Annotated in this window: 22 protein-coding genes; 8 read left to right on the forward strand and 14 right to left on the reverse strand. The window is 42.9% G+C overall.

The features are described from left to right. The first annotated feature begins 3 nt into the window (after nt 1–3). Nucleotides 4–1122: a glycine cleavage system aminomethyltransferase GcvT gene (gene gcvT, locus BS333_RS16905; protein WP_021710638.1), complete on the forward strand. Its 1119-nt coding sequence runs from the start codon at nt 4–6 to the stop codon at nt 1120–1122. A gap of 74 nt (nt 1123–1196) precedes the next feature. Here the strand turns inward: gcvT and BS333_RS16910 are convergent, their stop codons facing one another. Beyond that, complete coding sequence (locus tag BS333_RS16910) at nt 1197–1634, reverse strand: GNAT family N-acetyltransferase (protein ID WP_021710639.1); 438 nt, start codon at nt 1632–1634, stop codon at nt 1197–1199. A 136-nt stretch (nt 1635–1770) separates the two neighbouring features. On the opposite strand from BS333_RS16910, the gene BS333_RS16915 reads away from it, so the two are divergent. After that, nucleotides 1771–2475, forward strand: a complete 705-nt coding sequence (locus BS333_RS16915; protein WP_033004112.1) for a hypothetical protein — start codon at nt 1771–1773, stop codon at nt 2473–2475. Between the two features lie 95 nt (nt 2476–2570). On the opposite strand, the gene BS333_RS16920 is transcribed toward BS333_RS16915, so the two are convergent. The 4 genes from BS333_RS16920 to BS333_RS16935 all read right to left on the reverse strand — a co-directional run bounded on the left by BS333_RS16920 (nt 2571) and on the right by BS333_RS16935 (nt 7913). Then, entirely contained in the window at nt 2571–4316 is a 1746-nt protein-coding gene (locus BS333_RS16920; RefSeq protein ID WP_021710641.1) for a PTS fructose-like transporter subunit IIB, read from the reverse strand. 36 nt (nt 4317–4352) lie between these two features. Beyond that, nucleotides 4353–5315 (reverse strand): 1-phosphofructokinase, encoded by a 963-nt coding sequence (gene pfkB, locus BS333_RS16925; RefSeq protein WP_101903982.1) that lies wholly within the window; start codon nt 5313–5315, stop codon nt 4353–4355. An 11-nt stretch (nt 5316–5326) separates the two neighbouring features. Then, nucleotides 5327–6472, reverse strand: coding sequence for a fused PTS fructose transporter subunit IIA/HPr protein (fruB, locus tag BS333_RS16930; protein WP_021710643.1), 1146 nt, complete (start codon nt 6470–6472; stop codon nt 5327–5329). A gap of 475 nt (nt 6473–6947) precedes the next feature. Then, the gene (locus tag BS333_RS16935) at nt 6948–7913 is read right to left on the reverse strand and encodes an endonuclease/exonuclease/phosphatase family protein (protein ID WP_021710644.1); all 966 of its coding nucleotides are present in this window, start codon (nt 7911–7913) and stop codon (nt 6948–6950) included. A gap of 166 nt (nt 7914–8079) precedes the next feature. Here BS333_RS16935 and BS333_RS16940 point away from each other — a divergent pair, with 166 nt between their 5' ends. After that, on the forward strand, nt 8080–8637 hold the full coding sequence (locus BS333_RS16940) for an RNA-binding S4 domain-containing protein (protein ID WP_021710645.1): 558 nt from the start codon (nt 8080–8082) through the stop codon (nt 8635–8637). A 121-nt stretch (nt 8638–8758) separates the two neighbouring features. Here BS333_RS16940 and BS333_RS16945 read toward each other — a convergent pair whose 3' ends face one another. The 4 genes from BS333_RS16945 to BS333_RS16960 all read right to left on the reverse strand — a co-directional run bounded on the left by BS333_RS16945 (nt 8759) and on the right by BS333_RS16960 (nt 12305). Further along, entirely contained in the window at nt 8759–9670 is a 912-nt protein-coding gene (locus BS333_RS16945) for an amino acid ABC transporter permease (RefSeq protein ID WP_021710646.1), read from the reverse strand. A 221-nt stretch (nt 9671–9891) separates the two neighbouring features. Next, nucleotides 9892–10761 (reverse strand): transporter substrate-binding domain-containing protein, encoded by an 870-nt coding sequence (locus tag BS333_RS16950; RefSeq protein ID WP_021710647.1) that lies wholly within the window; start codon nt 10759–10761, stop codon nt 9892–9894. Between the two features lie 9 nt (nt 10762–10770). Continuing rightward, the gene (locus tag BS333_RS16955) at nt 10771–11568 is read right to left on the reverse strand and encodes an amino acid ABC transporter permease (RefSeq protein ID WP_021710648.1); all 798 of its coding nucleotides are present in this window, start codon (nt 11566–11568) and stop codon (nt 10771–10773) included. Nucleotides 11569–11570: 2 nt separating this feature from the next. Further along, on the reverse strand, nt 11571–12305 hold the full coding sequence (locus BS333_RS16960; RefSeq protein ID WP_021710649.1) for an amino acid ABC transporter ATP-binding protein: 735 nt from the start codon (nt 12303–12305) through the stop codon (nt 11571–11573). Nucleotides 12306–12894: 589 nt separating this feature from the next. On the opposite strand from BS333_RS16960, the gene BS333_RS16965 reads away from it, so the two are divergent. Next, on the forward strand, nt 12895–16056 hold the full coding sequence (locus tag BS333_RS16965) for a chitinase C-terminal domain-containing protein (protein WP_021710650.1): 3162 nt from the start codon (nt 12895–12897) through the stop codon (nt 16054–16056). A 213-nt stretch (nt 16057–16269) separates the two neighbouring features. On the opposite strand, the gene BS333_RS16970 is transcribed toward BS333_RS16965, so the two are convergent. The 3 genes from BS333_RS16970 to BS333_RS16980 form a co-directional block, all read right to left on the reverse strand. Beyond that, a complete protein-coding gene (locus BS333_RS16970) occupies nt 16270–18018 on the reverse strand; it encodes a formate--tetrahydrofolate ligase (RefSeq protein WP_021710651.1) in 1749 nt (582 codons plus the stop codon). A gap of 254 nt (nt 18019–18272) precedes the next feature. Beyond that, complete coding sequence (locus tag BS333_RS16975) at nt 18273–19577, reverse strand: inosine/guanosine kinase (RefSeq protein WP_021710653.1); 1305 nt, start codon at nt 19575–19577, stop codon at nt 18273–18275. 235 nt (nt 19578–19812) lie between these two features. Beyond that, complete coding sequence (locus BS333_RS16980; RefSeq protein ID WP_021710654.1) at nt 19813–20286, reverse strand: CreA family protein; 474 nt, start codon at nt 20284–20286, stop codon at nt 19813–19815. A 307-nt stretch (nt 20287–20593) separates the two neighbouring features. Between BS333_RS16980 and BS333_RS16985 the strand changes: the two genes are divergently transcribed. The 3 genes from BS333_RS16985 (at nt 20594) to BS333_RS16995 (ending at nt 23934) form a co-directional block, all read left to right on the forward strand. After that, complete coding sequence (locus BS333_RS16985; RefSeq protein WP_021710655.1) at nt 20594–21103, forward strand: hypothetical protein; 510 nt, start codon at nt 20594–20596, stop codon at nt 21101–21103. Nucleotides 21104–21172: 69 nt separating this feature from the next. Further along, nucleotides 21173–22933 (forward strand): HD domain-containing phosphohydrolase, encoded by a 1761-nt coding sequence (locus BS333_RS16990; RefSeq protein ID WP_081638536.1) that lies wholly within the window; start codon nt 21173–21175, stop codon nt 22931–22933. Between the two features lie 320 nt (nt 22934–23253). Next, a complete protein-coding gene (locus BS333_RS16995) occupies nt 23254–23934 on the forward strand; it encodes an HAD-IA family hydrolase (protein ID WP_021710657.1) in 681 nt (226 codons plus the stop codon). A gap of 148 nt (nt 23935–24082) precedes the next feature. Here BS333_RS16995 and BS333_RS22555 read toward each other — a convergent pair whose 3' ends face one another. Next, nucleotides 24083–24298, reverse strand: a complete 216-nt coding sequence (locus BS333_RS22555; RefSeq protein WP_021710658.1) for a hypothetical protein — start codon at nt 24296–24298, stop codon at nt 24083–24085. Between the two features lie 280 nt (nt 24299–24578). On the opposite strand from BS333_RS22555, the gene BS333_RS17005 reads away from it, so the two are divergent. Further along, nucleotides 24579–25835, forward strand: coding sequence for a DEAD/DEAH box helicase (locus tag BS333_RS17005; protein WP_021710659.1), 1257 nt, complete (start codon nt 24579–24581; stop codon nt 25833–25835). A 76-nt stretch (nt 25836–25911) separates the two neighbouring features. Here the strand turns inward: BS333_RS17005 and BS333_RS17010 are convergent, their stop codons facing one another. Further along, nucleotides 25912–26700: an EAL domain-containing protein gene (locus BS333_RS17010; protein WP_033004115.1), complete on the reverse strand. Its 789-nt coding sequence runs from the start codon at nt 26698–26700 to the stop codon at nt 25912–25914. Between the last annotated feature and the right edge of the window lie 184 nt (nt 26701–26884).

A 26884-nucleotide genomic window follows, 5' to 3' on the forward strand; every position in this document is an offset into this window, starting at 1 on the left:
ACAATGACTCAAGAACTTCTCAAAACACCATTGCATGCCCTTCACTTGGAAGTGGGCGCGAAAATGGTCCCGTTTGCGGGCTACGATATGCCAGTTCAATATCCTCTGGGCGTAAAGAAAGAGCACTTACACACTCGTGATGCTGCCGGGTTATTTGATGTTTCTCATATGGGCCAGTTACGTTTGCACGGAGAGGGCGCCGCCGCTTTCCTAGAGTCTTTGGTTCCTGTCGATATTATTGATCTTGGTGCTGGTAAGCAGCGTTATGCGTTTTTTACCAACGAGCAGGGCGGTATCATGGATGATTTGATGGTAGCAAACCTTGGCGATCACCTTTTCGTTGTTGTGAATGCGGCTTGTAAAGAACAAGACATTGCCCATTTGAACGCGCATCTACCAGCGGGTGTGACTCTAGAAGTCATAGAAGACCGAGCTTTACTGGCGATTCAAGGGCCAAAAGCGGCGGAAGTGTTAGCACGCTTTGCCCCTGAAGTTGCAGACATGTTGTTTATGGATGTACGTAAAATCGAGTTATTTGGCACGGAATGTATTGTGTCTCGTAGTGGTTATACTGGTGAAGATGGCTATGAAATCTCCGTACCTGCGACACATGCCCAAGAGCTTGCTACTAAGTTAACGGCAGAAGCGGAAGTCGAGTGGATTGGCCTCGGGGCGCGAGACTCACTTCGCCTAGAATGCGGCTTATGCTTGTATGGTCACGATCTTGACCCAACAACTACGCCTGTGGAAGCAAGCTTATTGTGGGGCATTCAAAAAGTACGTCGTGCCGATGGCGAACGTGCTGGTGGTTTCCCTGGTGCTACGATTATCCTTGAGCAAATCGAAACCAAAGACGTTGCTCGTAAACGTGTAGGTTTGGTTGGGCAAACTAAAGCTCCAGTGCGTGAAGGCGCAGAATTGTTTGATGCAGAAGGAACCAAGATTGGCATTGTAACCAGTGGTACAGCTGGCCCGAATGCAGGCAAACCGGTGTCGATGGGCTATGTACGTGCTGATCTGGCTGCTATCGGTACCGAGTTGTTTGCTGAAGTGCGCGGTAAAAAGCTCCCAATGACGGTTGAGAAAATGCCATTTGTTCCTCAGCGTTATTACCGCGGCTAATTTCGCTTATTTGACTGAACTGACTAACCCCACTTGAGAGTGGGGTTTATAAATACAGAGCAGAGAGAATGACCTTAGTTCATGGTGTTAGATGGTGCTGTAAATTTCATAAGATAATAGCAACCCAAGCTATCACTGTTTTTACTCACACTAATGAAGTCATTCTTTTGATAAAAATCAATAGCTTGTTTATTTTTTGTCATGCATTTTAGGCTCAAGGTAGGGTATAACGATTTCGCTTTCTGTAGTAGCTTCTTCCCTACGTTTTTTCCTTGATAGCTTTTTGCAACGTATAGGTGATGAATAAAACAGTCGGGCTCCCAAATAGAGATAAAGCCGACAATTTTATTCTCAGAAAAAGCAACCCAAATGCATTCTCCATCGGTGTCTTTTTCAAAGTCTGAAAGTTGATAATCACTTGTATCGAGCCAATTAAAGGCGGTGGTTCTTGTTGTTAAATACAGCTCACTCAACTCTGCCAACATGCCACGATTATATGCTTTTATTTCCATGTTATTCCCTTGACTACTCATACCTATATCCAAGCATCTTGAGGTTACTTGGATATATTTTATCCTATTTTAATTTCAAAAAGTAAGAGTTTCATGCGTATACTAACCCGGTACCTGAAAAACAGAGTTGATTTCAATGAATAATTACAGATTACACAGTTTTCTCCTTATTAGCTCACTGGCCTTATCTGGATGTAGCTCTATGGGCAACCTTTTCTCCTCTGGCTCAACTCATGATGAGATAAAAAGTGTCAAAAGTGCGGATGCGGCAACGATAGCAACCTGGGTGGATAACCGTATTCTTAAACCTATTGGGCTATCTGCTAAAGACGATAATCCACGCTACTTAACGGGCTCTGCTGATCTCAATCGTGATGGCACAGCAGAACATATTGTGCTGATGCAAGAGCGTTACTTCTGCGGCAGCGGCGGGTGTGTGGCTTATCTATTTGATAACGAGGGTAAAGTACTTGACCGGATGACGGTAACAAGAACGCCGATCTTGTTGGCTGATACGCGTTCGAATGGCTGGCAAGATTTCATTGTATGGAGTAACGGTGCCTATCGTAAGATGAGTTTTAATGGCGAGTCTTATCCACATAATCCTTCAACACAGCCAACAGTGAAAAGAGACACGTCTGCTGCGATTGCTAATGTGATGGCAACGGAGGTCTATCAGCAAGATGGCTACGATATTATGCCTGCGGATCAAACCACGCTTTGGACTCCTGATTATGTTTATCACTTCACGTTTAAACACCATGGCGAGCCACAAAGCTTGTATCATGCAACCGTGAATATGAAAACTAATCATGTCGAGGTTGAATCAACGCCTAAGTAATACCGCATAATCCCGTGTTTCACAAACATTAAGCTTGGTAAAAACTTAGTGCTGCAAAAACTAGGGGGGCTATTTAAGTCCCCCTAAACTGTTTGTTACTTTTGAGTACAAGCAGTATCGAGTGGTTCGCCTTCTGCTTCTTCAACGTTTGACTTTACTTTTAATAATGCGTAAAAGGCTCCTGTGACCAAGCTTCCCGCACTGATCGCTAATAAGTAGAGTAAAACGGGTGAGATAGCATGAGGGATCAACAAAACAAATAGCCCGCCATGTGGTGCCATCAGCTCTGCGCCAAATAACATAGATAGTGCCCCGGCAATGGCACCACCCGTCATACAGGCAGGAATCACACGGAAAGGATCTTTGGCAGCAAATGGAATTGCACCTTCTGAAATAAAACACAGCCCGAGTAGAAAAGAGGCTTTTCCTGCTTCTTGTTCGCTTTTATCAAAATAGGATTTGGCAAGTTGGGTTGCGATGCCCATACCTATAGCGGGGACCATACCAGCCGCCATTATTGCTGCCATAGGGGCGTATGTTTGAGAAGCCAGCAAACCAACGCCAAAAGTATAAGCGGCTTTATTGACAGGCCCTCCTAAGTCAAAACCCATCATTGCACCTAGGATAAGCCCAAGAAAAATGGCATTACTAAAGCTGAGATTATTAAGAAAATGGGTTAACTCATTCATTATATTGGCAATGGGATGGCCAATGATATAGATCATGCTCAAGCCAGTAATGAGTGTTGCGATGAAAGGAATTATCAGGACAGGCTTTAACGTTTCCAAAACATTGGGAAGTGATACTTTTTCGGCAACAAACTTGGCACTGTAACCAGCGAGGAAGCCAGCAGCGATGCCACCAAGGAAACCCGCTCCAATAGTGTGGGCCAACATACCACCAACCATGCCCGGAGCGAAACCAGGCCTGTCCGCTATGGAGTAAGCGATAAAGCCAGCAAGGACGGGGATCATAAGACCGAGTGCGGCATCGCCACCGATTTTCATTAGAGCTGCGGCAAGAGAACCTTCTTGTTTAAATGCTTCAATTCCAAACATAAAAGACAGTGCGACCAGAAGGCCACCCGCGACTACGACAGGTAGCATGTATGACACGCCAGTCATCAGGTGTTTTTTAATACTTTCATTAATTTGACTTGAGGTTGTCGAGCAGCCTTCGTCATTAACAGGCATATAAATTTCTGCTTGTTTTAGAGCATTACTGACTTCGTTACTTGGATGACTCAAAACAAGTTTTGTCGTAGTGAAATACACTTTTTTGCCATGGAATCGAGTCAGTGGAACATCAATATCGGCTGCAATGATGACTAAATCTGCTTGCTCTATTTCTTGTGGTAATAGGGTCTGTTTCGTGCCAATGGAGCCGCGTGTCTCAATTCGTATATGATCGCCTCTTCGTCTGCACTCTTCTTCTAGAGCTTCTGCGGTCATAAACGTGTTCGCTATCCCGGTTGGGCATGATGTGACCGCTACAATATTTGTGCTGGTGGGAGTGGCCGTTGCTTCTAATAAAATCGCGGTATTAGCCACTGCCATTTGTAGAAAAGCCGTCGCGTCGTGTATGACAGAGCTGATCTCGGCTTGATAAATCTGTTTGCCAACAAATCGAGAGGTATCAATAGCAACGTCAGAGGCAATGATCACTACTTCAGCTTGCACAATATCATCTTCAGTCAAAATTTGTGGCTGAATGAGATTTGTCTGACACTCAATTTTTGCATGCCAACCTAATTTAGCTGCTGCTTGCTCTAGTAAACCCGCGGCCAAGATGCTATTTGCTATTCCGCTTGGGCAAGCCGTAATGATCACAATGCTTTTCATATTCCCTCTGTAGAAATTTGTTGTGTCTTGAACCCATCAAAGAGGTTCCGTGGAAATTTGTCTGACCTGAGTTTGTTTAAGAATGGATGTCAGTTGCTCTTCGGGGGCCAGCCCAACTCCTATTTGTGTTACAGCCAGTGCAGATAGGGCAGTCGCAAAGCGTATCAGCTCGCTTGTTTCCATCGATTGCATGTGCCCCCAGCAGAGACCTGCGACTAAGGTATCGCCAGCACCAACACTACTTGTAACTGGCATCACTGGAGGTTGTGCATAGAGACACTCTTTGTCACCGAGGTATATCACGCCTTGTGAGCCAATAGAAACGATGATGTTTTCTATACCAGTACGGCTTAACTGGCGCGCACCTTCCAGACAAGCTTGTTTGGTATGGAGATCTCGACCTAAATATTCTCCAAGTTCTTGATGGTTCGGCTTGATCAGCCAAGGTATGGCATTAATTCCTTCAGCAAGAGCAGATTTACTGCTATCAAACAGGACTTTTTTGCCACTTTTGCCTAAGAACTCAATCCAAGTTGCTAATTGTTTGGCACTGACGCCCGGAGGCAGGCTACCGGAAAAAATAAAATAATCGTGCTCGGGCATCAGTTGATATAAGGTGCGTTCAAACTGAGCGATAGCATCTTTTGAAATGTGTAAACCAGGAAAATTAATGTCACTGACTTGTCCATTGCTTTCGACCAGTTTGACGTTAATACGTGTGTCACCAGAAACACGAATAAAGGCATCACTGATATTCAATTGGGTAAACAACTGCTCGAAAGGCTCGGCGTTATTTTGACCTAGAAAGCCAGTGACGGTGACTTCAGCTCCCAGTTGAGCGAGAATTTTGGCCACATTGATGCCTTTTCCTGCTGCATGAAAGTGGCTTTTATTAACGACGTTTACATTGCCTGCATTAAAGGCATCGAGAGAGCCCGTGAGGTCTAAAGCAGGGTTGAGAGTGATTGTGACGACTTTTTTCGTCGATGCATTTGTCATTTGACCAGTCATTAGGGTGTTCCTATTCGATCTGCAAGTCCTGAAATCATCACTTTACCAATAGATTCGATTGCTTGCTCAGCATCTTGTCCGTCAGCAATAAATTTGAGGTGGTGCCCTTGTTTGACACCAAGAGAAAGGACCTTAATCAAACTTTTAGCATTCACTGGCTTACTGTCACTATTGAGGTTAGTAACGTGAATGGTTGATTGAAACTTGCGTGCTTCTGCCACCAGCTTTGTATCCGGCCGGGTATGAAGGCCATGTTTGCTTTTGACGACAAAAGTCGCACTACTATAGCGATATTTCTCTAGTGGTAGTTCCCCCTGAGAGTGAAAAAGAGACAACATTTGTTCATCACTGGCCTGCAATAGCAGTGATTGCTTTTTCTCAAAAACAAGGTTAGAAATGATATCCATAAACTTTTTATGATTGCAGTGACAAACTGCGAAAGCGAGTAATGCTTTGACAGGTTGACCTTTAAAAGCAAAGGACTGCTTGCTAGAAATGAATGCAAAGCCTGTTCGTATAACATGTCTGTTGGTGCCAATGAGCCAAATACCTTTACCAAGTGGCGATGGGGCTTGAGATGTCAGTTCTGAGGTAAAAATTGAATCACCGCAGCCGTTATTTTTGAGTAGGCCAGCTGCTGCTGCAATGAGTTCAACCATATTCGTTGAAGGAAAGTGTCGTTGAATTAAGCTTTTATCAAATAGAATATCTCGCTGATTGTTGCCTTGAAAAAGTTCAACGATATTTTGTTTGTTGTTTAGTTGCCGAATTTTTTGCTGAATCGATTCATTGGCAAGTACTCTTGTCAGTTGTTTCAAAATGTCCAAATGTTCATCAGAATTTGCGGTAATCCCAATGACTATGTATACAGCATTGCCGTTATCCCATTCAACGCCTGCTGGATAATGATGTACGACGACAGAGGTTTCATTTACTAGGTTTCTCGTGGAGAGTGTGCCGTGGGGGATGGCAATACCTTTACCTAAATAGGTCGAACACTGAGCTTCGCGTTTGAGCATGGCGTTAATATAGAAGGATTCAACAGCGCCTTTGGAAACAAGAGAATGACCGACTTGCTTTATTGCATCAAATTTATTTTCTGCACTTTGATTAAGAAATATGTCACTTTCGTTTAATTTGAGCATGGTAATTTCAACATCTAAGGATTTTCGCTTCTCTGCTTGCTCATTACTAAGTCATCTCGCTTTAAATCAAGCACTTTGAGGCTACTTGGGTATATGCCGAAGTAACGTTTTCCCCTAGCAAGATTAGGTCAAAACAAGATTATATTTTTATTTAGGCTGTTTTGAATGAGTCCGTATTGTGGTCAGAGTGTATTTTATTGAGTCAGGCTCTATTAAAATGTTATCTGGAGCTGACTCAGCATCACTTTTTATGGGTATATATTGAATTTATTGTTTCATAAATTCAATGGGTTAGTTTGGTGTTGTGCAGTTAGTTTGATAAACTACACATAATTCGATTTAATTGGTGATATGAGATAAATTAAAAAAGCTTAAAGTAAATAAGGTGTACATTTATGTTTAATAAACGTTTCCATTTATCCTTATTGTGTTAATTGTTTTTTTTGATATTATTTGCCTTTGGGTGGTTAGCGTATCAGATGTTGATTTCTGCAGTTAGCGCAACAAACCCATGATCACTGGCATATCTGTCTTGTGCAAAACAAGGATTAATTAAATGTTTGTCACTAACAGTATAATTAATAACTTGAGCAATACTTCTATCATCAGTCGCGCAGAATTCTTGAGATAAAATGATGTAATCCAGCACGTTACCTGTACCGAAATGGTAGTGTGTTGCCTGCCTGTCCTTTGTGGGAAGAGGAGTTTGCAACGCCCATCCATCATATAACTGTAATTCTTGCTTTAGGTTGTCATGGTTATTGGTTAACAGAACTTGAGTTACGCTATTCTCAGAAATAGGCTGGTTCATGTCCCCTAATAGTACAGTCGGCATGGGTTGACTGGCATATTTAACCTGCATTGCATGCCTTAACATCGCTGCTTCCCATCCACGCTGCTGGGTGGAAAGCCAACGTGCTATAGGGGGAGAGGCAAGCTCTTGTTGACTGGCTTCTGCAGGGCGTTGTGATTTTAGATGGGTAACATAGACCGCCATATGACCCAGTCGAGGATGCACAATCTGCGCACAAAGTGGTAGGCGACTAAAAGTGGGAGCCTGAAAATCTCCATAGGCTTTTAGCGCATGCTCATCAATAGTTACAGGGTAATATCTTTCAATCGGAAATCGTGACGCAATGGCGACAACAGGTCGACTATAAATATAATCGGATTCAACATGCGGAGTATCCACACTGGCAAAATACGGGTAGCCAATCTTGTTAAAAAAGTGGCGTGCGTACTCAATGCTGAAGACTTCTTGTAGGCCAATAATATCCGGGTTGAGTTGTTCAACCTGTTGTTGAGTCCAGCTTAGTTTCCCTTGCCACTCTTGCTGAGAATAAATATTCTCGAAGTCGTAAAACGCATTTGGTGGCGCAAGGAAGTTGAGCAGATTAGCGCTGACAAACGTGATGTGTTTTGATGGGTCTGACGTGCTCATTTTCAGTTACTTAGATTGAGTATGTACCTAAAATATACACCTTGTCGTCGAGGAGAGCTAGCTTGGCGAAAACGACTCAACTCACGCACAATGAGGCGAAAGTTAACGTTTCTATTTTTGCTTATTCCGTTTACACTGCGGTCGTCATAAAGTAAGAGTGGATAAGATGAATCAAGATTACCAAAACGAAATAGACTCTCAAGATGAAGAAATTGAAATTGAAGCGATTGGCATCGAAGTCGATGCGCATCCAATTGAATTATACAAGCTCTTCAAAATCGCCAATTTAGTCAGTGGTGGTGGAGAAGCCAAACATGTGATTGATGAAGGTTACGTTGCGGTTAATGGAGAACTTGAAACTCGTAAGCGTCGCAAAATGTACGATGGTGATTTTTTTGAATTTAACCAAGAATACTACGTGGTTGTTTGTGATGCACCAGTAACAGAAGTGGAAACGCCGCAAGAGAAAGCTGAAAAAAAACTTAAAAAAGAACAAGCATCTCGGCAGAAGAAAAAGGGCGCTAAATCAAACGCAACCAAAGCTAAAGTGTCGGGGCCTAAGTCGACAGGACGCAAGGCAGCCGACAAACAGCGTCGCGAGCAAATTAATGTTTTATCTCAGTCTGCTAAAGCCCAATCATCCAATAAAAACCACAAAGGCAATCCATCTTCTGAGAAGACAAGGGACCCGAAAAGTGGCCGCAACAGCATTGACTTTTTCTGATAAGAGTCGGTTTTTCTGACTCCGTAATATTTCTCTGAATCAGTAATGGTTCGTGTCACCTTGCCTTTGTACGCGAGAACTTCACGGCACGCGAAAACTTAACGTTTGAATCAGACGTCAGTTATTGCGTGCGTTTCTCCATGTGTTTGAACAAACAGGACAAAGAAAAGCACAGTAAGAAATACGCTAAGCCAACGATTAACCATACTTCAAAAATGAAGCCAGACGAGTTGGCCATTTCTGTACCAACAAAAGTCATTTCTTGGATCGAAATCAGTGACACAATAGACGTATCTTTGACCAGTGAAATGGTTTGTCCTGCCAAGGCGGGGCCGATGGCTTTAAATACTTGGGGAGCAATCACAAAGCGATACGTCACCCAGCGAGATAATCCAAGAGATTGGCACGCCTCCCACTGTCCTTTATCTATTCCTTGTAATCCAGCTCGAACAATTTCGGCAATATAAGCCGATGACAGTAAGCCGATACACAGTACGCCTGAAAGTAAGTTTTCCCATAAATTCGTAGGGCCAAACAAGAATGCCTGCAATGTGGAAATCTCACCTGAGTGATGGCGTAGAACAGATTCAAGACCAAGCAAAGGAATGATTTGGTTCGAGATAAAAAAGTAAAAGATAAACACAAATACGAGAGGAGGAATATTTCTTACTAACTGAATAAAGCCCGTGGCGGGTAATCTCAGCCAAGAGGAATGAGAAAATCGAGCCAAGCCAATCAAAACGCCGAACAATGCTGCAAAGGCTAAGCCCCACAAGCTCAAACGAAGGGTTGCGACGAAACCTTGGAAAAAATAAGGCATCCCGCCATTTTTTGTCGGGGTGAAAAGTAAATCGATGGTTTCACGCCATTGCCAAATATAGTTAATTCCAACCGTGGAACGTTGAATAAGCCACCAACCCGCGACGACACAAATGATTAGCAGCCCCCAATCAAGGCGGTTGAGACCATTGAGGCGTTTAAAAAGTGTGTTGGGCTGAGGCGGCTGTTGGTGGACGGGATAAGAACGATTCACATCAAGTTCCTTGTGCGTTTAATGCTTTCGAACTACTTTACGACCATAAAGCAGATCGAGCTATTTATCTTTTGTTTATCTATTACTTATAACTAGATACAGAATACAGAATACAGAATACAGAATACAGAATACAGAATACAGAAGGCTTAATCCCCAAGCTTGTTGCGTTTACTTGGGGATTTGAAGACAAGCACTTCAGGTCAAACTTTAAAAGACAATTACTTAGCCTTAGCCTTAGCTATCTGGTCTTGCCAATCTAAAGTCGAGAACCAATATTCATAACGTTCATCGAGCCAACCATCTTGAGTTCGTGCTTCAATCCATTGATTAAAGAAAGCTTGTTTGTCTTCCTCTCCCAGACGAACGGCAAAGGCCTCATTACCTTTGGATAGGCGTTCACTGAATGGTAAAAAGAGCTTGTTGGCATGTTTCACAGATTCATGCTCAGGCTTCGGACTCGAGGCGATAACGGCATGAGCATTACCGTTGAGCACTTCTTGGAAAGCTTGGGCTTCATCATCAAACTGCAGAATCTTGGCTTTTGGAAAATTCTCCCTAGCGACTTGGACGGTATAAGCGCCTCGACGAGCCGCAATTTTGACTCGGCGAGAGTTAAAATCAGAAAATTCATTAAAACCCGCGGCGAGATCTTTATTGGCGGCGACTTGTACCCCAGAGTGCGAATAGGGCTCGGTAAATAGGACGCTTTTGGCGCGTTCCGGTGTAATCGACATTCCACCGATAATGACATCAAACTTTTTGGCTAACAGGGCAGGGATAATGCCGTCCCATGCGGTCGGAACAAATTCCACTTTTAAGCCTGTATCAGCGGCTAAGCGTTTCGCAACATCAATCTCAAAGCCAATCAGTTCACCTTGTTTATTTCGCATGGCCCATGGAACAAACGTCGACATTCCGACACGTAGCGTGCCTCGTTTTTTGATCTCATCAAGGTTCGAGGTGTTTTGCTCATCCTTGTTCATTGCTGGAGAGGCGGAATTTGGTGTTGCTGCGGTTGCCGTTACCATAGAAGGTAAGGCGATACTTAGGCCGAGTAGGGCCGTTATTGCTGTTTTAAAAATAGTCATAGTACTTCCTTATGGTTTACGCCAACTGGCTCCTAATTTATGTTCGAGTAAAGCTGAAATCGCTGACATGGTGAGCGTCAGCACAAGGTAAATCGCAGCGACCGTAAACCACACTTCAAAAGGCATTGCGGTTTCTGAAACGATATTTCGTGCTTGTGTTGTCAGATCAAAAATAGCCATAACGCTGACGATAGAAGAGTTTTTGACCAAAGATACAACTTCGTTGGTTAAGGCGGGTAATGTACGTTGCAAAACCTGCGGCATGATGACGCTTTTGTAGGTCGTAAAAGAAGACAAACCAAGGGTTTTTGCTGCTTCAAATTGACCTTTTGAAATACTGGTTAAGCCAGCTCGTAGAATCTCTGCTGTGTAGGCTCCTTGGAATAAAGACAAAGCAAGTACGGCGGTACTGAATCTATCTAAACCAAGCATTGGTCCAAAAACAAAATAAAGCAGATAAACTTGTACAAGCAGCGGTGTGTTACGAATGAGTTCAACGTAAGCACTGCCGATGGCCCGCCCAACGATAGACTGACTTAACCTCAATAAAGCGGTAATTAGGCCTATGATGAGAGTGAAGAACAAGCTTAATGCTGAAAGTTTAACCGTGACTATAACGCCATCAAGCAGTTCTGCTGGCCACCATTGTCCGTCTTCGTAGAAAGCAATGTAATCAGGAATACGCTCCCATTGCCATTGGTAACCCATCGCTTGAGCCCCGGAATCGAGTACCCATACGATGGCCACCATTAAAATCGCAATCTGAAGCATCGCCTGTAGGACAGGCTTGAATAAACGATAGGCCATGCTTAATAGCTCAATATTTGCTGTAAGAAAGCTTGAGTTCGTGGGTGCTGAGGTGAATTGAACAGCTCATTAGGGGCGTTGACCTCAATAATTTCACCTTCATCCATAAAAACGACGCGATCGGCGACTTTTTTGGCAAAGCCCATCTCATGGGTGACACAAATCATTGTCATGCCACTTTTACCCAGTTCAACCATGACGTCTAATACTTCGTTAATCATTTCCGGATCAAGGGCAGAGGTTGGTTCGTCGAATAAAAGTAGATCAGGCTCCATACACAAGGAACGAGCGATGGCGACTCTTTGCTGTTGGCCACCCGATAACTGAGATGGGAACTTATCGGCCTGCTCTTCGATATTGACTCGTTTTAAATAATCGCGTGCTCTTTTCTCAGCTTGTTCTTTGCTAAGTTTGAGCGTCTTGATGGGGGCCAGTGTGAGGTTCTCTAGTACGGTTAAGTGAGGAAATAGGTGGAAATGTTGGAATACCATGCCAACTTGCCCGGGTTTGAGCTGTTTTGAATCGGCTGGAAGACCAAATACTTGCAACTGACCATCTTGAATCGATTCCAAATGATTTATGCAGCGAATTAGGGTCGATTTGCCAGAGCCAGAAGGGCCGCAAATAACAACAATTTCACCTAGGTCGACTGAAAAGTTGATGTTTCTGAGAGCATGATAGCCATCATACCATTTGTTCACGCTGTTAAACTCTACAACGCTTGTGTGTTCTTTCAAAACTGCTCACTTTTGGATACTGAAGTTTTTCTTACAATAACAACTAAATAAGAAGATTGCATCTTGAAATAGAACGCAATGCCTAATAAGTGTTGTGTTGATAATGTGTGTTGTTTTTATCCCAAAACTACCCGAATAATCCCTAAGAAGATTATAGCTAGTATTGTATAACGGCCTACAAAGATGATGTGAAAAAATAGTCATAAATTGCAGTAAAGCCAGATATATAGTCCACAAAGCAAAGATTGGATCACATTCAGTATGACTATTTTTATCAACCAGCTTACTTACTTGGGAGCTAGCTCTCTCTAAGTGGATTACCGATAACCTATGCAATGACACTTTTTTCAATAAAACATCATGAATTTTATTAGAATATTTACTGGCTAAAGTATTTATTGGCGCAAAATAAGCGGATCATTGTTGCATTTTTGTAAGCTAATTGTGAGACCTGTTACTAAAAAATGGCAAGTTAATCGTGTGTTATTCATTTGTTGGTCTTAAGTTATTTTACGTTGTAGCGAAAGTTGGTGTGTAAATCAAAAAACACATCAGGACGGATCAGGTAAATCACTTAAGGAACAAAGTTATGAAGTTAGGGAGCAAGAAAGCCAGTAATGGTATCTTTACGCTTAGTACGTTAACGGCATCATGCTTATTAGCATTTAATAGTTATGCGGCTGTCGATTGTACACCATTAGAAGTCTGGGACTCGGCGAAGGTCTATAACGGCGGTGATCAAGTTCAACATGATAACAATGCTTATAAAGCAAGACACTGGACCCAAAACAATAACCCCGCAAATTCAGGTGATTGGGGAGAGTGGGAAAATCTCGGTGCTTGTGAAGCTGACCCAGTCACCCCACCAGCCAATGAATTGCCTACCGTTGCTCTGACTTCACCTTCCTCATCTACTCCCATTCAAATTGGGGATGTTGTTGCATTGACCGCAGAAGCATCAGACAGCGATGGAAGCATTGATAAGGTCGAATTTTTTGTTAATGGTACCTTGATTGGTACTGCGACATCAGCCCCTTATTCTGTCAATTGGACTGCGACAGAAGGGACATATGAGCTTGCTTCGAAAGCTTACGACAACAAAAATGCAGCCAGTGCTGTGAGCGCTGTGAGTGTGACGGTTGCGTCAGACCAACCGGGTAATCAAATTCCATCCGTTGACGTTTTACTGTCTAGCTCAGCTGTTGAACTTGGTCAAAGTGTTACGTTGACGGCGAATGCAACCGATGCTGATGGCTCAGTAGCTAAAGTTGAGTTTTTTGCTGCAGGTGTATTGGTCGGCACGGCAACAGCGGCACCTTATACACTAGAGCTTACACCAGAGAGGGCGGGCTCTTTATCGATCTATGCCAAAGCAACGGATGATGCTGGGGCAAGTGCGGACTCCTCTATTGCTGTGCTGGCAATTAATGGCGGAGCCGTAACATCCAACTGTCGTCCTGATGGCTTATATCAAACTGCAGGCCTTGATATTCCGTACTGTAGTATCTACGATGAGGAAGGACGTGAGTTAATGGGGGCCGACCATCCTCGACGCGTGATTGGCTATTTCACTAGTTGGCGAAGTAGCGGTGATCCTCAATCTACTTATTTGGTCAAAGATATTCCTTGGGAACAATTAACTCATATCAACTATGCGTTTGTCAGCATTGGTTCTGATGGCAAAGTGAATGTTGGTGATGTGACTGACCCAGATAACCCAGCAACAGGTAAAACATGGCCAGGCGTGGAGGTGGATCCTGCCTTAGGATTTAAAGGTCATTTCGGTGCACTGGCCACCTACAAACAAAAGCACGATGTTAAGACATTGATTTCTATTGGTGGCTGGGCAGAGACGGGCGGTCACTTTGGCCCAGACGGCAGGCGAGTCGCAGATGGTGGCTTCTATACTATGACCACTAACTCTGACGGTTCCATCAACCATGCTGGCATCGAAAAATTTGCCGCTTCGGCCGTCGAAATGATGCGTACCTATAAGTTCGATGGATTAGACATTGATTATGAGTATCCAACATCGATGGCGGGGGCTGGTAACCCTTACGACAAAGACTTTATGGAGCCACGTCGTCCTTATTTGTGGGCTTCTTACCAAGAGTTGATGAAAGTATTGCGTGAAAAATTGGATGCCGCTTCAGCCCAAGATGGTATCCACTATATGTTGACCATTGCGGCACCATCTTCAGGTTACTTGCTAAGAGGCATGGAAACTTTTGATGTCACGCAGTATCTCGATTACGTCAATATCATGTCTTATGACTTGCATGGGGCATGGAATGATCATGTTGGGCACAATGCGGCTCTGTATGATACTGGTAAAGACTCTGAATTGGCGCAGTGGAATGTCTACGATACGGCTGCATATGGCGGGATCGGGTATCTGAATACTGACTGGGCTTACCATTACTTCCGAGGCTCGATGCCTGCAGGACGTATCAACATTGGTGTACCGTATTACACCCGTGGTTGGCAAGGCGTCACGGGAGGCGATAACGGTCTGTGGGGACGTGCGGCGTTACCTAACCAATCTGAATGTGCTCCAGGTACGGGCGAAGGAGAGAAAAACAACTGTGGGCATGGTGCTATTGGTATCGATAACATGTGGCATGATTTAGATCCACAAGGCAGGGAAATGGGTGCAGGTTCTAACCCTATGTGGCACGCTAAAAACCTAGAAAAAGGGATTTGGGGATCTTATGCTGATGCTTATGGCCTTGACCCGGTGAATGATCCTTCAGACAAATTTGTTGGTTCATATACCCGCTACTATGATGATGTCGCCGTTGCTCCTTGGTTATGGAATGCGGAAAAGAGTGTGTTTATTTCAACGGAAGATAAAGCCTCGATTGAAGTAAAAGCCGATTACGTGATTGACAAAGAAATTGGCGGCATCATGTTCTGGGAACTTGCAGGTGACTACAACTGTTATGTGCTTGATGCGAATGGTCAGCGTACCGCTATCGACACGACTGAACAAGCGTGTGCGGCGGGTAATGGTGAATACCATATGGGGAATACCATGACCAAGGCGATTTATGACAAGTTTAAAGCGGCAACGCCATATGGTAATACCGTCGCTGCAGGAGCTATACCCACAGAAGCGGTCGATATTGCAGTCAGTGTCGGTGGTTTTAAAGTTGGCGATCAGAACTACCCAATCAACCCAACCATCACCTTTACTAACAATACCGGTCAAGATATTGCAGGCGGTACGGAGTTCCAGTTTGATATTCCTGTTTCGGCGCCTGATAACGCAAAAGATCAGTCAGGAGGTGGCCTAAGTGTGATTGCCTCAGGTCATACACGTCCAAACAATATCGGCGGCTTGGATGGGGTGATGCATCGCGTGTCGTTCTCTCTACCCGCATGGAAAGCGCTTCCTGCTGGTGGCTCTTATGAACTGGATATGGTGTACTACCTACCAATATCAGGCCCAGCTAATTATGCTGTGATCTCTGGTGGCAAATCGTTCGCCTTTAAATTTGAACAACCAGACTTACCAACGGGTGACTTAAATTCAGGAAATGGTGGCGGTGATGGAACAGATCCTGGCACTTGTGATACCTCTGGTTTGGTGACATACCCTGATTTTCCTCAAAAGGACTGGGCGGGTAACCCAAGCCATGCTAACCAAGGGGATAAAGTGATTCATAATGGTGTAGTGTATCAAGCCAATTGGTGGACAGCATCGGAGCCAGGTAGTGATGGGAGCTGGGGAACGGTTTGTAATGTTTAGTGTTAACCGAGGATTTAGTGTTAACCGAGGATCTAGTGTTAACCTAAGATATAACGTTAAACGTCATATTTAGCGTAAACGTACAGTTTAATCCGATGAGTTTGAAGCGACCTGTTTGAAACGTATCGTTTAAACGAAAAGCTTAGAAAATAAAAACGCGCGATTTCGGTCGCGCGTTTTTGTTTACTCGGTGACAGTTTATTAGTCAAAAAATTAGTCAATACCAATGATTTTGCCTTGGTCATCAAGATCTAACTTCATAAACGCTGGCTTATCAGGAAGTCCAGGCATGGTCATTACATTACCTGATAATGCATAAATAAATCCAGCACCTGCGCATAAACGCAGTTCTCTAATCGGTACGGTAAAGTGGCTTGGTGCGCCTTTTATAGCCGAATCTGGTGTAATGGAAAGAGGGGTTTTCGCTACACATACGGCAAGGTGGTCAAATCCAAGCTGCTCAAATTGAGCCAGTTGCTGCTGAGCTGTTGGGCTGAGTTCGACATTAGCAGCCCCATAACCGACTTCACACACTGACATAATTTTCTCTTTCAATGTCTGCTCACGTTGGTAGAGTGGCCTGAAAGCGGCTGATTGTTCACAGGTACTGACGACATGTTGAGCCAATTCTGTTGCACCTTGCCCACCGTCACTGAACGCGGTACTGATGGCGACTTTTACATTCGGAAATTGTTTGTGTATCAAGCGCTTTAGTTCGGCGAGTTCTTCAGCGCTATCTTGTGGGAACTGGTTTATCGCTACAATTGCAGGTAAGCCATACTTGTGAACATTGTTGATGTGCCATTTCAGGTTTTCGAAGCCTGCTTTAAGCGCTTTAGTATCTGGATTAAAGATAGTATCAGGAATGGCCATGCCAGGGCGCAAGTCATAGTGACCTGAATTTGCCTTTAAGCCGCGAAGAGTGGCAACGACAACGACACAATCTGGTGCTTTGTTAGCCGCAGCCGCTTTAATATTACAGGCTTTTTCGAAACCCATGTCTGAGCCAAACCCAGCTTCTGTAACGACAAAGTCAGCCAGCTTAAGCCCAATTTTATCGGCAATAATGGAAGAGTTACCATGAGCAATATTGGCGAAGGGGCCAGCATGAATAAGCGTTGGTACACCTTCAAGAGTTTGCATTAGAGTCGGGTTGATCGCTTCTTTGAGTGTTACCGTCATGGCACCAGCGACCTGTAAGTCTTCTGCCGTGATAGGTTGGCCATCAAGATCATAAGCAAGAACAATTTTGCCAATACGCTGGCGAAGATCGGCAAGGTCATCAGCTAAAGCAAGGATAGCCATAAGCTCTGAGGCAGCAGAAATATCAAACCCATCCGAGCGCTCGAATCCATTGATGGTTTTACCAACGTCATTTTGACCAACGGTAACCATGCGGAGTGCACGATCGTTATGATCCATCACTCGTTTCCAAGCAATACGGTTAATATCAATTTTTAATGCTGTCAGCCCTGTTCTTTGCTCAAAGGCTTCATAACCCTCGCGTTGCTCGTGATAGAGGCGAGCATCTAATGCTGCAGAAGCAAGGTTATGAGCAGCAGTGACCGCATGAATATCACCCGTTAAATGAAGGTTGAGTTCTTCCATTGGGGCCACTTGTGAATATCCACCACCAGCAGCGCCACCTTTAACACCAAACACCGGGCCCATTGAAGGTTGACGAATGCATGCGATGACCGATTGGTTGATCTTGGATAGTCCCTGAGAGAGACCAATGGTTGTCACCGTTTTACCTTCCCCTAATGGCGTTGGCGTGATGGCGGTAACCAAAACAAGTTTTCCTGTTTGGCGTGTTTCTATACGCTTAAGGCAGTCAAGTTTTACTTTTGTTTTGTATTTACCATAGGAATCATATTCTTCTGGAAGCAAGCCTACATGAGTGGCGATGGTATCAATGACGGATAAGGAAGTGTTACGGCAAATATCGATATCAGATAACATAAAGGCTCCAAAAGTAGGTCAACAAACATGGGGTAAGGCAGGCATCAAACTGATGGACGCGCAAGTTAAGTCTTTGGAAAGTATGTATTATATTGAAGAGAAATGTCCTGAAGGTATTAAATAAGTTGTGAATGACTGCAGATTCTATCAAAGAATCATGAATTTTGAAGATAAATTGGTATAAAGGCCATCAAGTGATGACCTTTTTATATCCAAACTTTTGTACAGCAAGATTTTGTACTCTATGAACTGATTTAGCGGTCCCAGTAGGTTTCTTCAAGGCTATCTTCACGCTCTGGAAGGGCACGAGATAAACGAGGAGAGTGCTGAGTCAACACTTCATAGCTCACACGGTTAGCGTACTTACAAATTTGCGAGAGAGAAGAGTAAGTGAGGCAATTAACGTTGTGCTTTTCTGAATTAGGGACTTCTTTTTGGTGGAACGAATTCGCCGCCATATCGTGCAGAAGCGCAGATAATGCGGCATCACCTGCACCATTAGTGTTTTTGATCTCAAGTGGGCCACCTAGATAAGGGCCAATATGAGAGTAAACTTTAATTGGGCTCTTACAGTCACTCTTCAGCATTGCTCGGCTGAATTCAAACTTATTGAAATCTTCAATACAGCCTTGAAGAATATCATGAGTGGTTTCACGTTTTGTGCTGTCTTCAGTATAACCTGCCATGTAAAGGCCAGCAGGACCTGCGGTGCAAAGAATTAAATCGACCCAGTCCAGTGCTTTATTTGCTGCAGCAAGAGGGTCAGTCTCACCTGTAAGCGCTGCCCCTTCTTCTTCGTTCATGGCAACAATTGTGACGTTGTCACGAATGTATTCTTGCCACCATTCTTCATTGCCTTCAATAACATATTTTGTTCCTAAAGTCAGAACAACAGGGACGTTATGCATTTTCGCAAATTGGACAGCACGTTGAACAGCTTGTGGCATTGGGTCTTCTTTCTTGCCACGCATGAGGTAAGAAGAAACAACTAAAGCAGACGCCTTTTCGAACACCTCTTCAGGAATACTCTCTGGAAGAAGTTGGTTCATATGGCCTTCGTTAATCGCGAAGGTACGTTCACCATCTTGAGTAATCAAGGTGTAACAGCGACCGATAGGACCATCCACTGTTTGCAAGTGGTTAAGATTCGTACGTGAAGATGTGCGGCACAGGTAACGGTAAGCAAAAGATCCGACCTGAATGTTCTTAGACATCACACCTAATAAGACCGACTTACTGTCAGCCAGCACAGAGTAATTGTGTAAGGTGTTGCCGATGGTATCACCAGGGTATTGATGGCTAATCAAGCCTTGTTCGACCAATTCTTCGTAAAGTGCATCTGCTTTACTCTCTTCAAGAACCAGCGAGTGACCTTTGCTTAGGTTATATTTTTCCAAAAACGCGTCGTCTACACGAGCTTCAATATCCACGATGGTTTGACCAACTCCAACGATAGTAGGGCGGTACAGTTTTTGGGTTTGATGAACGTGACTGTCTAACGGATCTCGTGCGTGAGTCGGGAAGTAGTGTTTAGATTTGCGCTGACCAGGAAACTTCATGCTTGTTCTTGAGTGAGAAAAAAAGAGGCCGGATTGTAGCACACAAAATTATAAGATCATTGGATTTTCTTCACACAGCCGAGCAGATAGAACTTGCGTGTCGATTTTTTCATCAATTTATGTTGATTTTATCAATACTAAAAAAACACATTGTGAATACCTAAGCTCGATGAGCCTGTTAACCTCTTTATCAGGCTCAGCTTTTTCAGTAATCAGTTACTTAGTTTGAATTATCTCAGTTTGAAGTTGCCGCGGTTGGTTGCACGTATGCTTTTGTTCCCCAAAGTGGAACTGTTGAAAGGCTATGCTTGAAACTGCCTTCTGTTTCTTTGGTGGTATAAGATAAGTAAAGCAAGCTTTGAGTAGTTGGATCATAGATACGTCTTACTTTCATCGTCTTAAAGAAAATACTTTTAGACTGCTTAAACACCACTTCACCTGATTTACTTTTATCGATTTTAGCGATCATCTCAGGCGTGATTTCACCCGTTTGGCGGCAGGAAATAGAGCTATCACTAGGGTCGGAAAAACTTAGGTTTGCTTCAACTGATGCAATGTGGCAAGTCACACCAGGAACGATATCGTCTCGCATGTGATCAATTTTGATGTCTTTTAATGTAAATAACCCCAAACTGACGTCGCCCACCTCGTTGTCACTACAGCCTGTTAAAACGGAGATTAACCCTAGCGCGACCAAATATTTTTTCATTATATATCCTTTTTATGGCTGATTTTAATCATATTCACAATAATCAAGTTTCTTAAAGTGACATGGTTATCGGTATCAGACGTTTGAATTGTAACAATTTATCAGATGTAGTTGAGTAAGACAAAAAACTCTCCTCAACAAAATCTAGCGCAATGTCAGGACTTTAACTAGGTTTGTAATAGGCTTCATGCTAAGGTATTGCGTTGTTTGTCGTTAAAGTGGCCAAATTTCACAAGCAGCAGTTGACTGTAACTGTGCAGCCTTTAGCGATGACATCAAGAGCAAGTATTAGCCCTAAGGTAATAAAATGAACACAAAACAGCTCGATTGTATTGACCGTAAAAACCGCTGGTTGCATGACTTAGTCGAAGTAGAGTTTCCAACTAAGGAGAGTTTAGAAGGGCGCAAACTTTACTTTCAGCGATTAGAGCAACTGACCTATCAAGAAGTAGACCCTGATTTGCTTGCTAAACAGGAATTGATCCTCAGCGTTGATGATATCTTTCGGGTTGATTTTCATCGTTTGACTGTTATGTATGCGATCTTGCAATCTCATCACTGGGTAGAGACGCGTGAACAAGAGCTGATCGTCGAGTACTTGTCTCAAATTATTTTGACCTCAGACATCGACTTATATGTTGGTTTTAAAGAGGGTGAACCTGTTGGTGCAGCCATGATATGTCAAGATGAAGAAACCCTATTGATATCAGATGTTATTACGACCAATAACTTACCTTTATCGCAGTTTGTTGGTGACTTGATACGCAAAATAACCAGCAATAAAAAGCTAAATAAAACGGTTATTTTAGAAAGTTGATCTTTGTCGATTTTACATGAATACCTTACGTTTAATATACATACTATCTTAATGCTACTTGGATGAATGATGATTAGAAGTTTGCTTCAAATCATAATGGTTGTCTGCTTTCTAATGGGATCATCAGCGAAAGCAGTACCGCCTGATTGGGATCTAAAAAGGGTACTTGTTATCCACTCATATGATCCCTCTTATCCGTGGACCAACGACATTCAGCAAGGGATAGAGCTAGGATTATCTCAACCAAACAGCGAAATTCTGTATTCAATAGAATATTTGGACGCCAAAAGAACGTATACCGACGACTATTTAGCTAAGATGGCTAAGTACCTGAAATATAAATACGATGGTTACCACTTTGACGGCATTATCCTTTCCGACGATACCGCGCTCCACTTTTTTAATCGCTTTGTTTTAAATCAACATCCGTTGTCTACTCCTATCGTTGCAGTAGGGATTAATGATGCAAAAGCCACCTTGGAAGGCATCGATAGAAATGGGGTCATTTTTTACGAGCGTGATCGCATTAAAGAAAACTTGCAACTGATTGGGCAGCTTCGCCCTGAAATGCGTCGTTTATATTATCTTGCTGATCATAGTGTGACTTCCCAACTGATTTATGATCGGGTTAAGCAAGAAATGAGCAAGTACCCGAATATCGAACTCGTGCCTATAAGAGAAGGTTCACTCAAAGAGACAGCACAAAAGCTGGCAAAAATAAGCGCCAAAGATGCTGTGCTCTTAACTCATTTTAATACGGAACGTGAAGAGGGTATTTATCATTCTTACCACGAAGTCGGTCACGTCATCGGTAAGAACAGCCACGCACCTGTTTTCGTGTTGTGGAATATGTATCTGCAGGAGCCAGGGATTGTTGGTGGATTGGTGAACTTGCCTAAGGAGTTTGGTTTTGAAGCAGGAAGTATGCTGGCTACTATGCTTGGGCTATCTGAAACCCCACACGCTGACAATAACAAATCTACCAATAACAAAGAAGAAGTGCAGCTCGATTACGCTGCGTTACAGAAATACAATATTGACCTCAATGATGTCCCTGAATCAGCTCGTATTCTCAACTTACCGCCGCCAATCATTCAGATCAGCCCTATTACCATTACCATTATCATTTTGCTTTGTCTTATCGTATTAAGCCAATTTATCGCGCTACGTCAGAGAAAGGTTATCGATAATAAGAACAGACGGATTGTGGCGTTACAGGGACGAACGCTGAATGTACAGAAAGAGATGATACATGTACTTGGTGAGGCCATAGAATGTCGTTCAGGGGAAACTGGCCAACATGTAAAAAGAGTGGCTAAGATTTCAGTCAAACTGGCACAGCTATTTGGTCTCAGTCATCGTGAAATCGAGTTAATTGAAGTGGTGAGTCCGATGCATGATGTGGGAAAAATTGCGGTCCCTGAAGCCATTCTTGATAAGCCTGGCCCCCTGAATGAGCAGGAATGGGAAATCATGAAGTCACATACAGTGAAGGGATACGAGCTGTTAAGTGGACATGATAGCGAGCTTATTCAATTGGCGGCAACAGTCGCGCATCAACACCATGAACGTTGGGACGGTGACGGATATCCTAATGGGCTTAAAGGGGAAGAGATTCATATCTTCGCAAGGATTGTAGCAATAGCGGATGTTTTCGATGCCTTGTTAAGTAAGCGCTCTTACAAAGCGTCTTGGAGTATGGAAGACGTGAGCTCCATTTTTAAAGATAAAAAAGGAACACACTTCGATCCGGTTTTGTGCCAATTGATGCTCGACAATCTACATGACTTTATTGAAGAGCGCGCTTTATATCCGGATGAAATTAACTAGGCGTTTACCAAGCGAAAGTTAACACATTCAGTGATCCCGCTTTGATATTCATACCCCATAAATTCACAATTATCATGAACTGTTATGTTTATCACTATAAGACTTTATCACTCATCTATCATAGCCATGTAACTTCAAGGTGACGCATTCATAGATCGAGTTTAGTGATTTTTGAATTAGCTATTTGGGGATACGGTTTATACGCGACTCCTCTTGGCTAACGGATGGTTTTTAGAACGTAAACTTAAATTAGCTGTTACGCTCATTACTTGTAGGGCTAGAGGGGCTTTGCCAAGTTATTACTTCCAAGGAGGGGAAGTATGTCAATGAGTCCTACTAAGTGCATCATATTTGATTGTGATGGCACATTAATCGACAGTGAACGCTTGTGTTGCCAAGCATTGGTGAATGTGTTCCGTCGCCATGGGGCCCAAATGAGCCACCAAGAGTGTATTGAACATTTTAAAGGCGGAAAATTAGCAGATATTCTCAATGAAGCAATGGAACTTGCCGGCATCAACGTCTCCATTGATCTTCTCGAACCTCAATACCGAGAGGAGTTACATACGCTGTTTGTTCGCCATTTAAAGCCGATGGATGGTGCAGAGCGGTTAATTCGTTTTTTAGATGAATATCATATTGAATATTGTGTCGCCTCAAACGGGCCAAAAGATAAAATAGAACATGCTTTGAAACTAACAGGCCTATTTGATGTATTTGACGGTAAAGTATTTTCTGCTTTTGAGACGAACAGTTGGAAACCAGACCCAGATCTTTTGATGTACAGTGCAATGAACATGGGTTTTCTTCCTGATGAATGTCTTTACATTGATGATACACCCAAAGGTGTTGAAGCGGGACTAAACGCAGGAATCACTACTATCCAGTTATACAACGGCGCTGCTGTTAATTTGGTTGACGATCATCGTGTCATTCGTGTTCAGCATTTAGATGAAGTCACTCATCGGTTGCTGAAAGAACAAGAGCAATCTCGGCAATAACAATCAAAGATCGATTATTTATACCCAAGTAACATTTTTATTTAACTAACACTTATACCCAAGCAACATAAAGGGACGACTTCTGCGAGTTGTCACTCGCTATTAGGCTCCAAGGTGACTGAACTCGCAAGGCAGTTGGAGTTCAAGCTCAGTGGCATACATTGCTTAAGCTGTGTATGTAATGGAATTTGGTTTGCAGTAATGGCGTGTGGTGTAGGCATCGAATAAGAGAAAACTGCTCGGTGTGAAAGCCACAGGAAGCACATGAGAACTTTTCACCATCAGCAGAAATAAAATATTCATCAAACTGACAAAGTGGGCAATGTAGAGAGAGGAGTGTATCAGTTTGGTCAACTTTGCTCATATCTTACCAACAAAATAATTATGGATTAATCCTAGAATAGTTCAAAGTGAAATCAATACATATGGTTTGCTTATATTAAAAAACTTATTTCGATTCATATCATGTTTATACTCTAATGATCTCAAGATACTTGGTTCAGCGCTTGGTCGTGTCGCTGAATACAGCGTCTTGGGTATACCACACCTGAGACTTTGGTATATGAGTTGTGTGCTATCTTGAAGACACTGACGTAACGTAAGCTTTATGTTAGACTCTGCGCCCCAAAAGAATGAGGTTTACCATGTCCATTAATTTCACTGATCTTGGTATCAAGGCACCGCTGGTGGATACGCTGAGTTGTCTAAATTTTGTTTCGCCAACGCCAATTCAAGAAAAGTCTATCCCGCACATCCTCGCAGGAAAAAATATCCTTGCCGCTGCTCAGACTGGTACTGGAAAAACTGCCGCTTTTGGCCTGCCGATTTTGCAAATGGTTCAGAAAAATGAGTCATCCGATATGCCTCAAGCCCTAATTTTGGTGCCTACTCGTGAGCTTGCACAACAGGTTTTCGATAATTTGAATCGTTATGCAGAGCAAACTGAGGTAAAGATTGTGTGCGTTTATGGTGGGACAAGCATGGGAGTACAAAAACGTCATTTACAACAAGGCGTTGATGTTCTTATCGCGACTCCGGGGCGCTTACTTGATCATTTATTCAACGGTCATGTTAGCCTATCTAACACAGGCATTTTGGTGTTGGATGAGGCCGACCGTATGCTGGATATGGGCTTCTGGCCAGACTTACAACGTATTTTTCGTCGATTACCTGAAACCAAACAGGTTATGCTATTTTCTGCCACGTTCGAGCAACGCATTAAAACGATCGCTTATAAATTGATGGATCAACCGGTGGAAGTAGAAGTTTCACCTGCGAACACTACGGCAGAAACAGTGGAACAAATGGTTTATCCGGTAGACAAAAATCGTAAGAGTGAATTATTGGCTTATCTCATTGGTTCAAGGAATTGGCAGCAAGTATTAGTCTTCACAAAAACCAAGCAGGGCAGCGATAATCTTGCCAAAGAGTTAAAGCTTGATGGCATTAAGGCAGTGTCGATCAATGGTGATAAATCTCAAGGCGCAAGACAACGTGCATTAGATGAATTTAAACAAGGAAAGGTGCGTGCATTAATTGCAACGGATGTAGCCGCTCGTGGGCTTGATATACAAGAATTAGAGCAAGTGGTTAACTTTGATATGCCCTTCAAAGCTGAAGATTATGTTCATCGTATTGGCCGCACAGGGCGAGCGGGCAAAAAAGGTCGTGCCATTTCTTTAATGAGTCACGATGAAGAATACTTGTTGCATGCAATTGAGCGTTTGTTGGATAAACGCTTGCCTCAAGAGTGGTTGGCAGGATTTGAGCCTAGTGCAAAAGAGGATGTGGTAAACGAAAAACACAATACTCCCCCAAGACGGTCAAGTCGCTCAGCAGAAAAACGCAAGCTGAAAGCGAAGTTAGCGATTCATAAGAACAGAGGTAAAGCACGAAAGTAACTAAGATCCGAGTATTTAGTTATAACTGAGCGTTGAGGCCTCTCAATCAGTATGAAAAATTGTACCACCCAAGTAATTATATTGCTTGGGTAATCTGTTTGCTTTTCAAAGGCTCTGGCATGGCAAGGTAATAACCTTGGTACATATCAAAGCCAAGCCTTTGCATTAAATTAAGTTGTTGTTTCGTTTCAATACCCTCGATCACTGTCTTAGAGCGCATTTCTTCAGCCAGTGATAGAGCACCTAAAAGGCCGCTAGAATCGCCAGCTTCATACTGAACTAGCAAAGAGCGATCTATTTTAATAATGTTTGGTTTAACGTATTTAACACGTTCACGCGTAGAGGCATTGATGCCATAATCATCAATAGCGATCTGGTAGCCATATTCACTGAGTTTTCTGGTGGCCTTGTAAAGAAAGCTTTCATCACTCGCATCAAGTTCGAGCAGTTCCATGACGATTTGTTCATGTTTCAAACCAGCATCTAAAATAGTTTGTGATAATAAGTGACTGTTGGTGTTTTCTTTGGCGAGCAATTCCGCGGCTTTGGGTAAAACATTAAGGAACAATCGGTGCGAGTTAAATTCAGATTGACCAAAATTACGAATATGAATAAGTCGACTTAACCGTTCAACATTAATTTGACAAGATTCAGAAATTTTATCCGACTGGAAAAAGTAAGAAGGAGTAATATTACCCTGATTACGACTGTTTATCCTAAGTAGTGCTTCCAAACCAACAATAGACAGATTCTGACTGTATATAGGTTGAAATACGCTTTTAAGTATCAAGTCATTGTATTTAGCAATATATTGTCCATCTTCTTGCTTTGAAATACAGCTCAAAAGCTGTGGCACTCTCATCATTAGCTTATAACCTAGCTCAATTAAGTTCACATTTCTTGTTTATGTAAAAACTAATTCTATCTATAAGAATAAATCTATGCTGGCATGAGACTTATATCAAGATAGCAATGGGTTATTAGGAATTAATGTGGATCTGCGTCAAAAAAATAAATGAATACAATGAGAACCATTGATGATCTTTTGA

The sequence above is a fragment of the Vibrio azureus genome (genome assembly GCF_002849855.1).
GTDB lineage: Bacteria > Pseudomonadota > Gammaproteobacteria > Enterobacterales > Vibrionaceae > Vibrio > Vibrio azureus.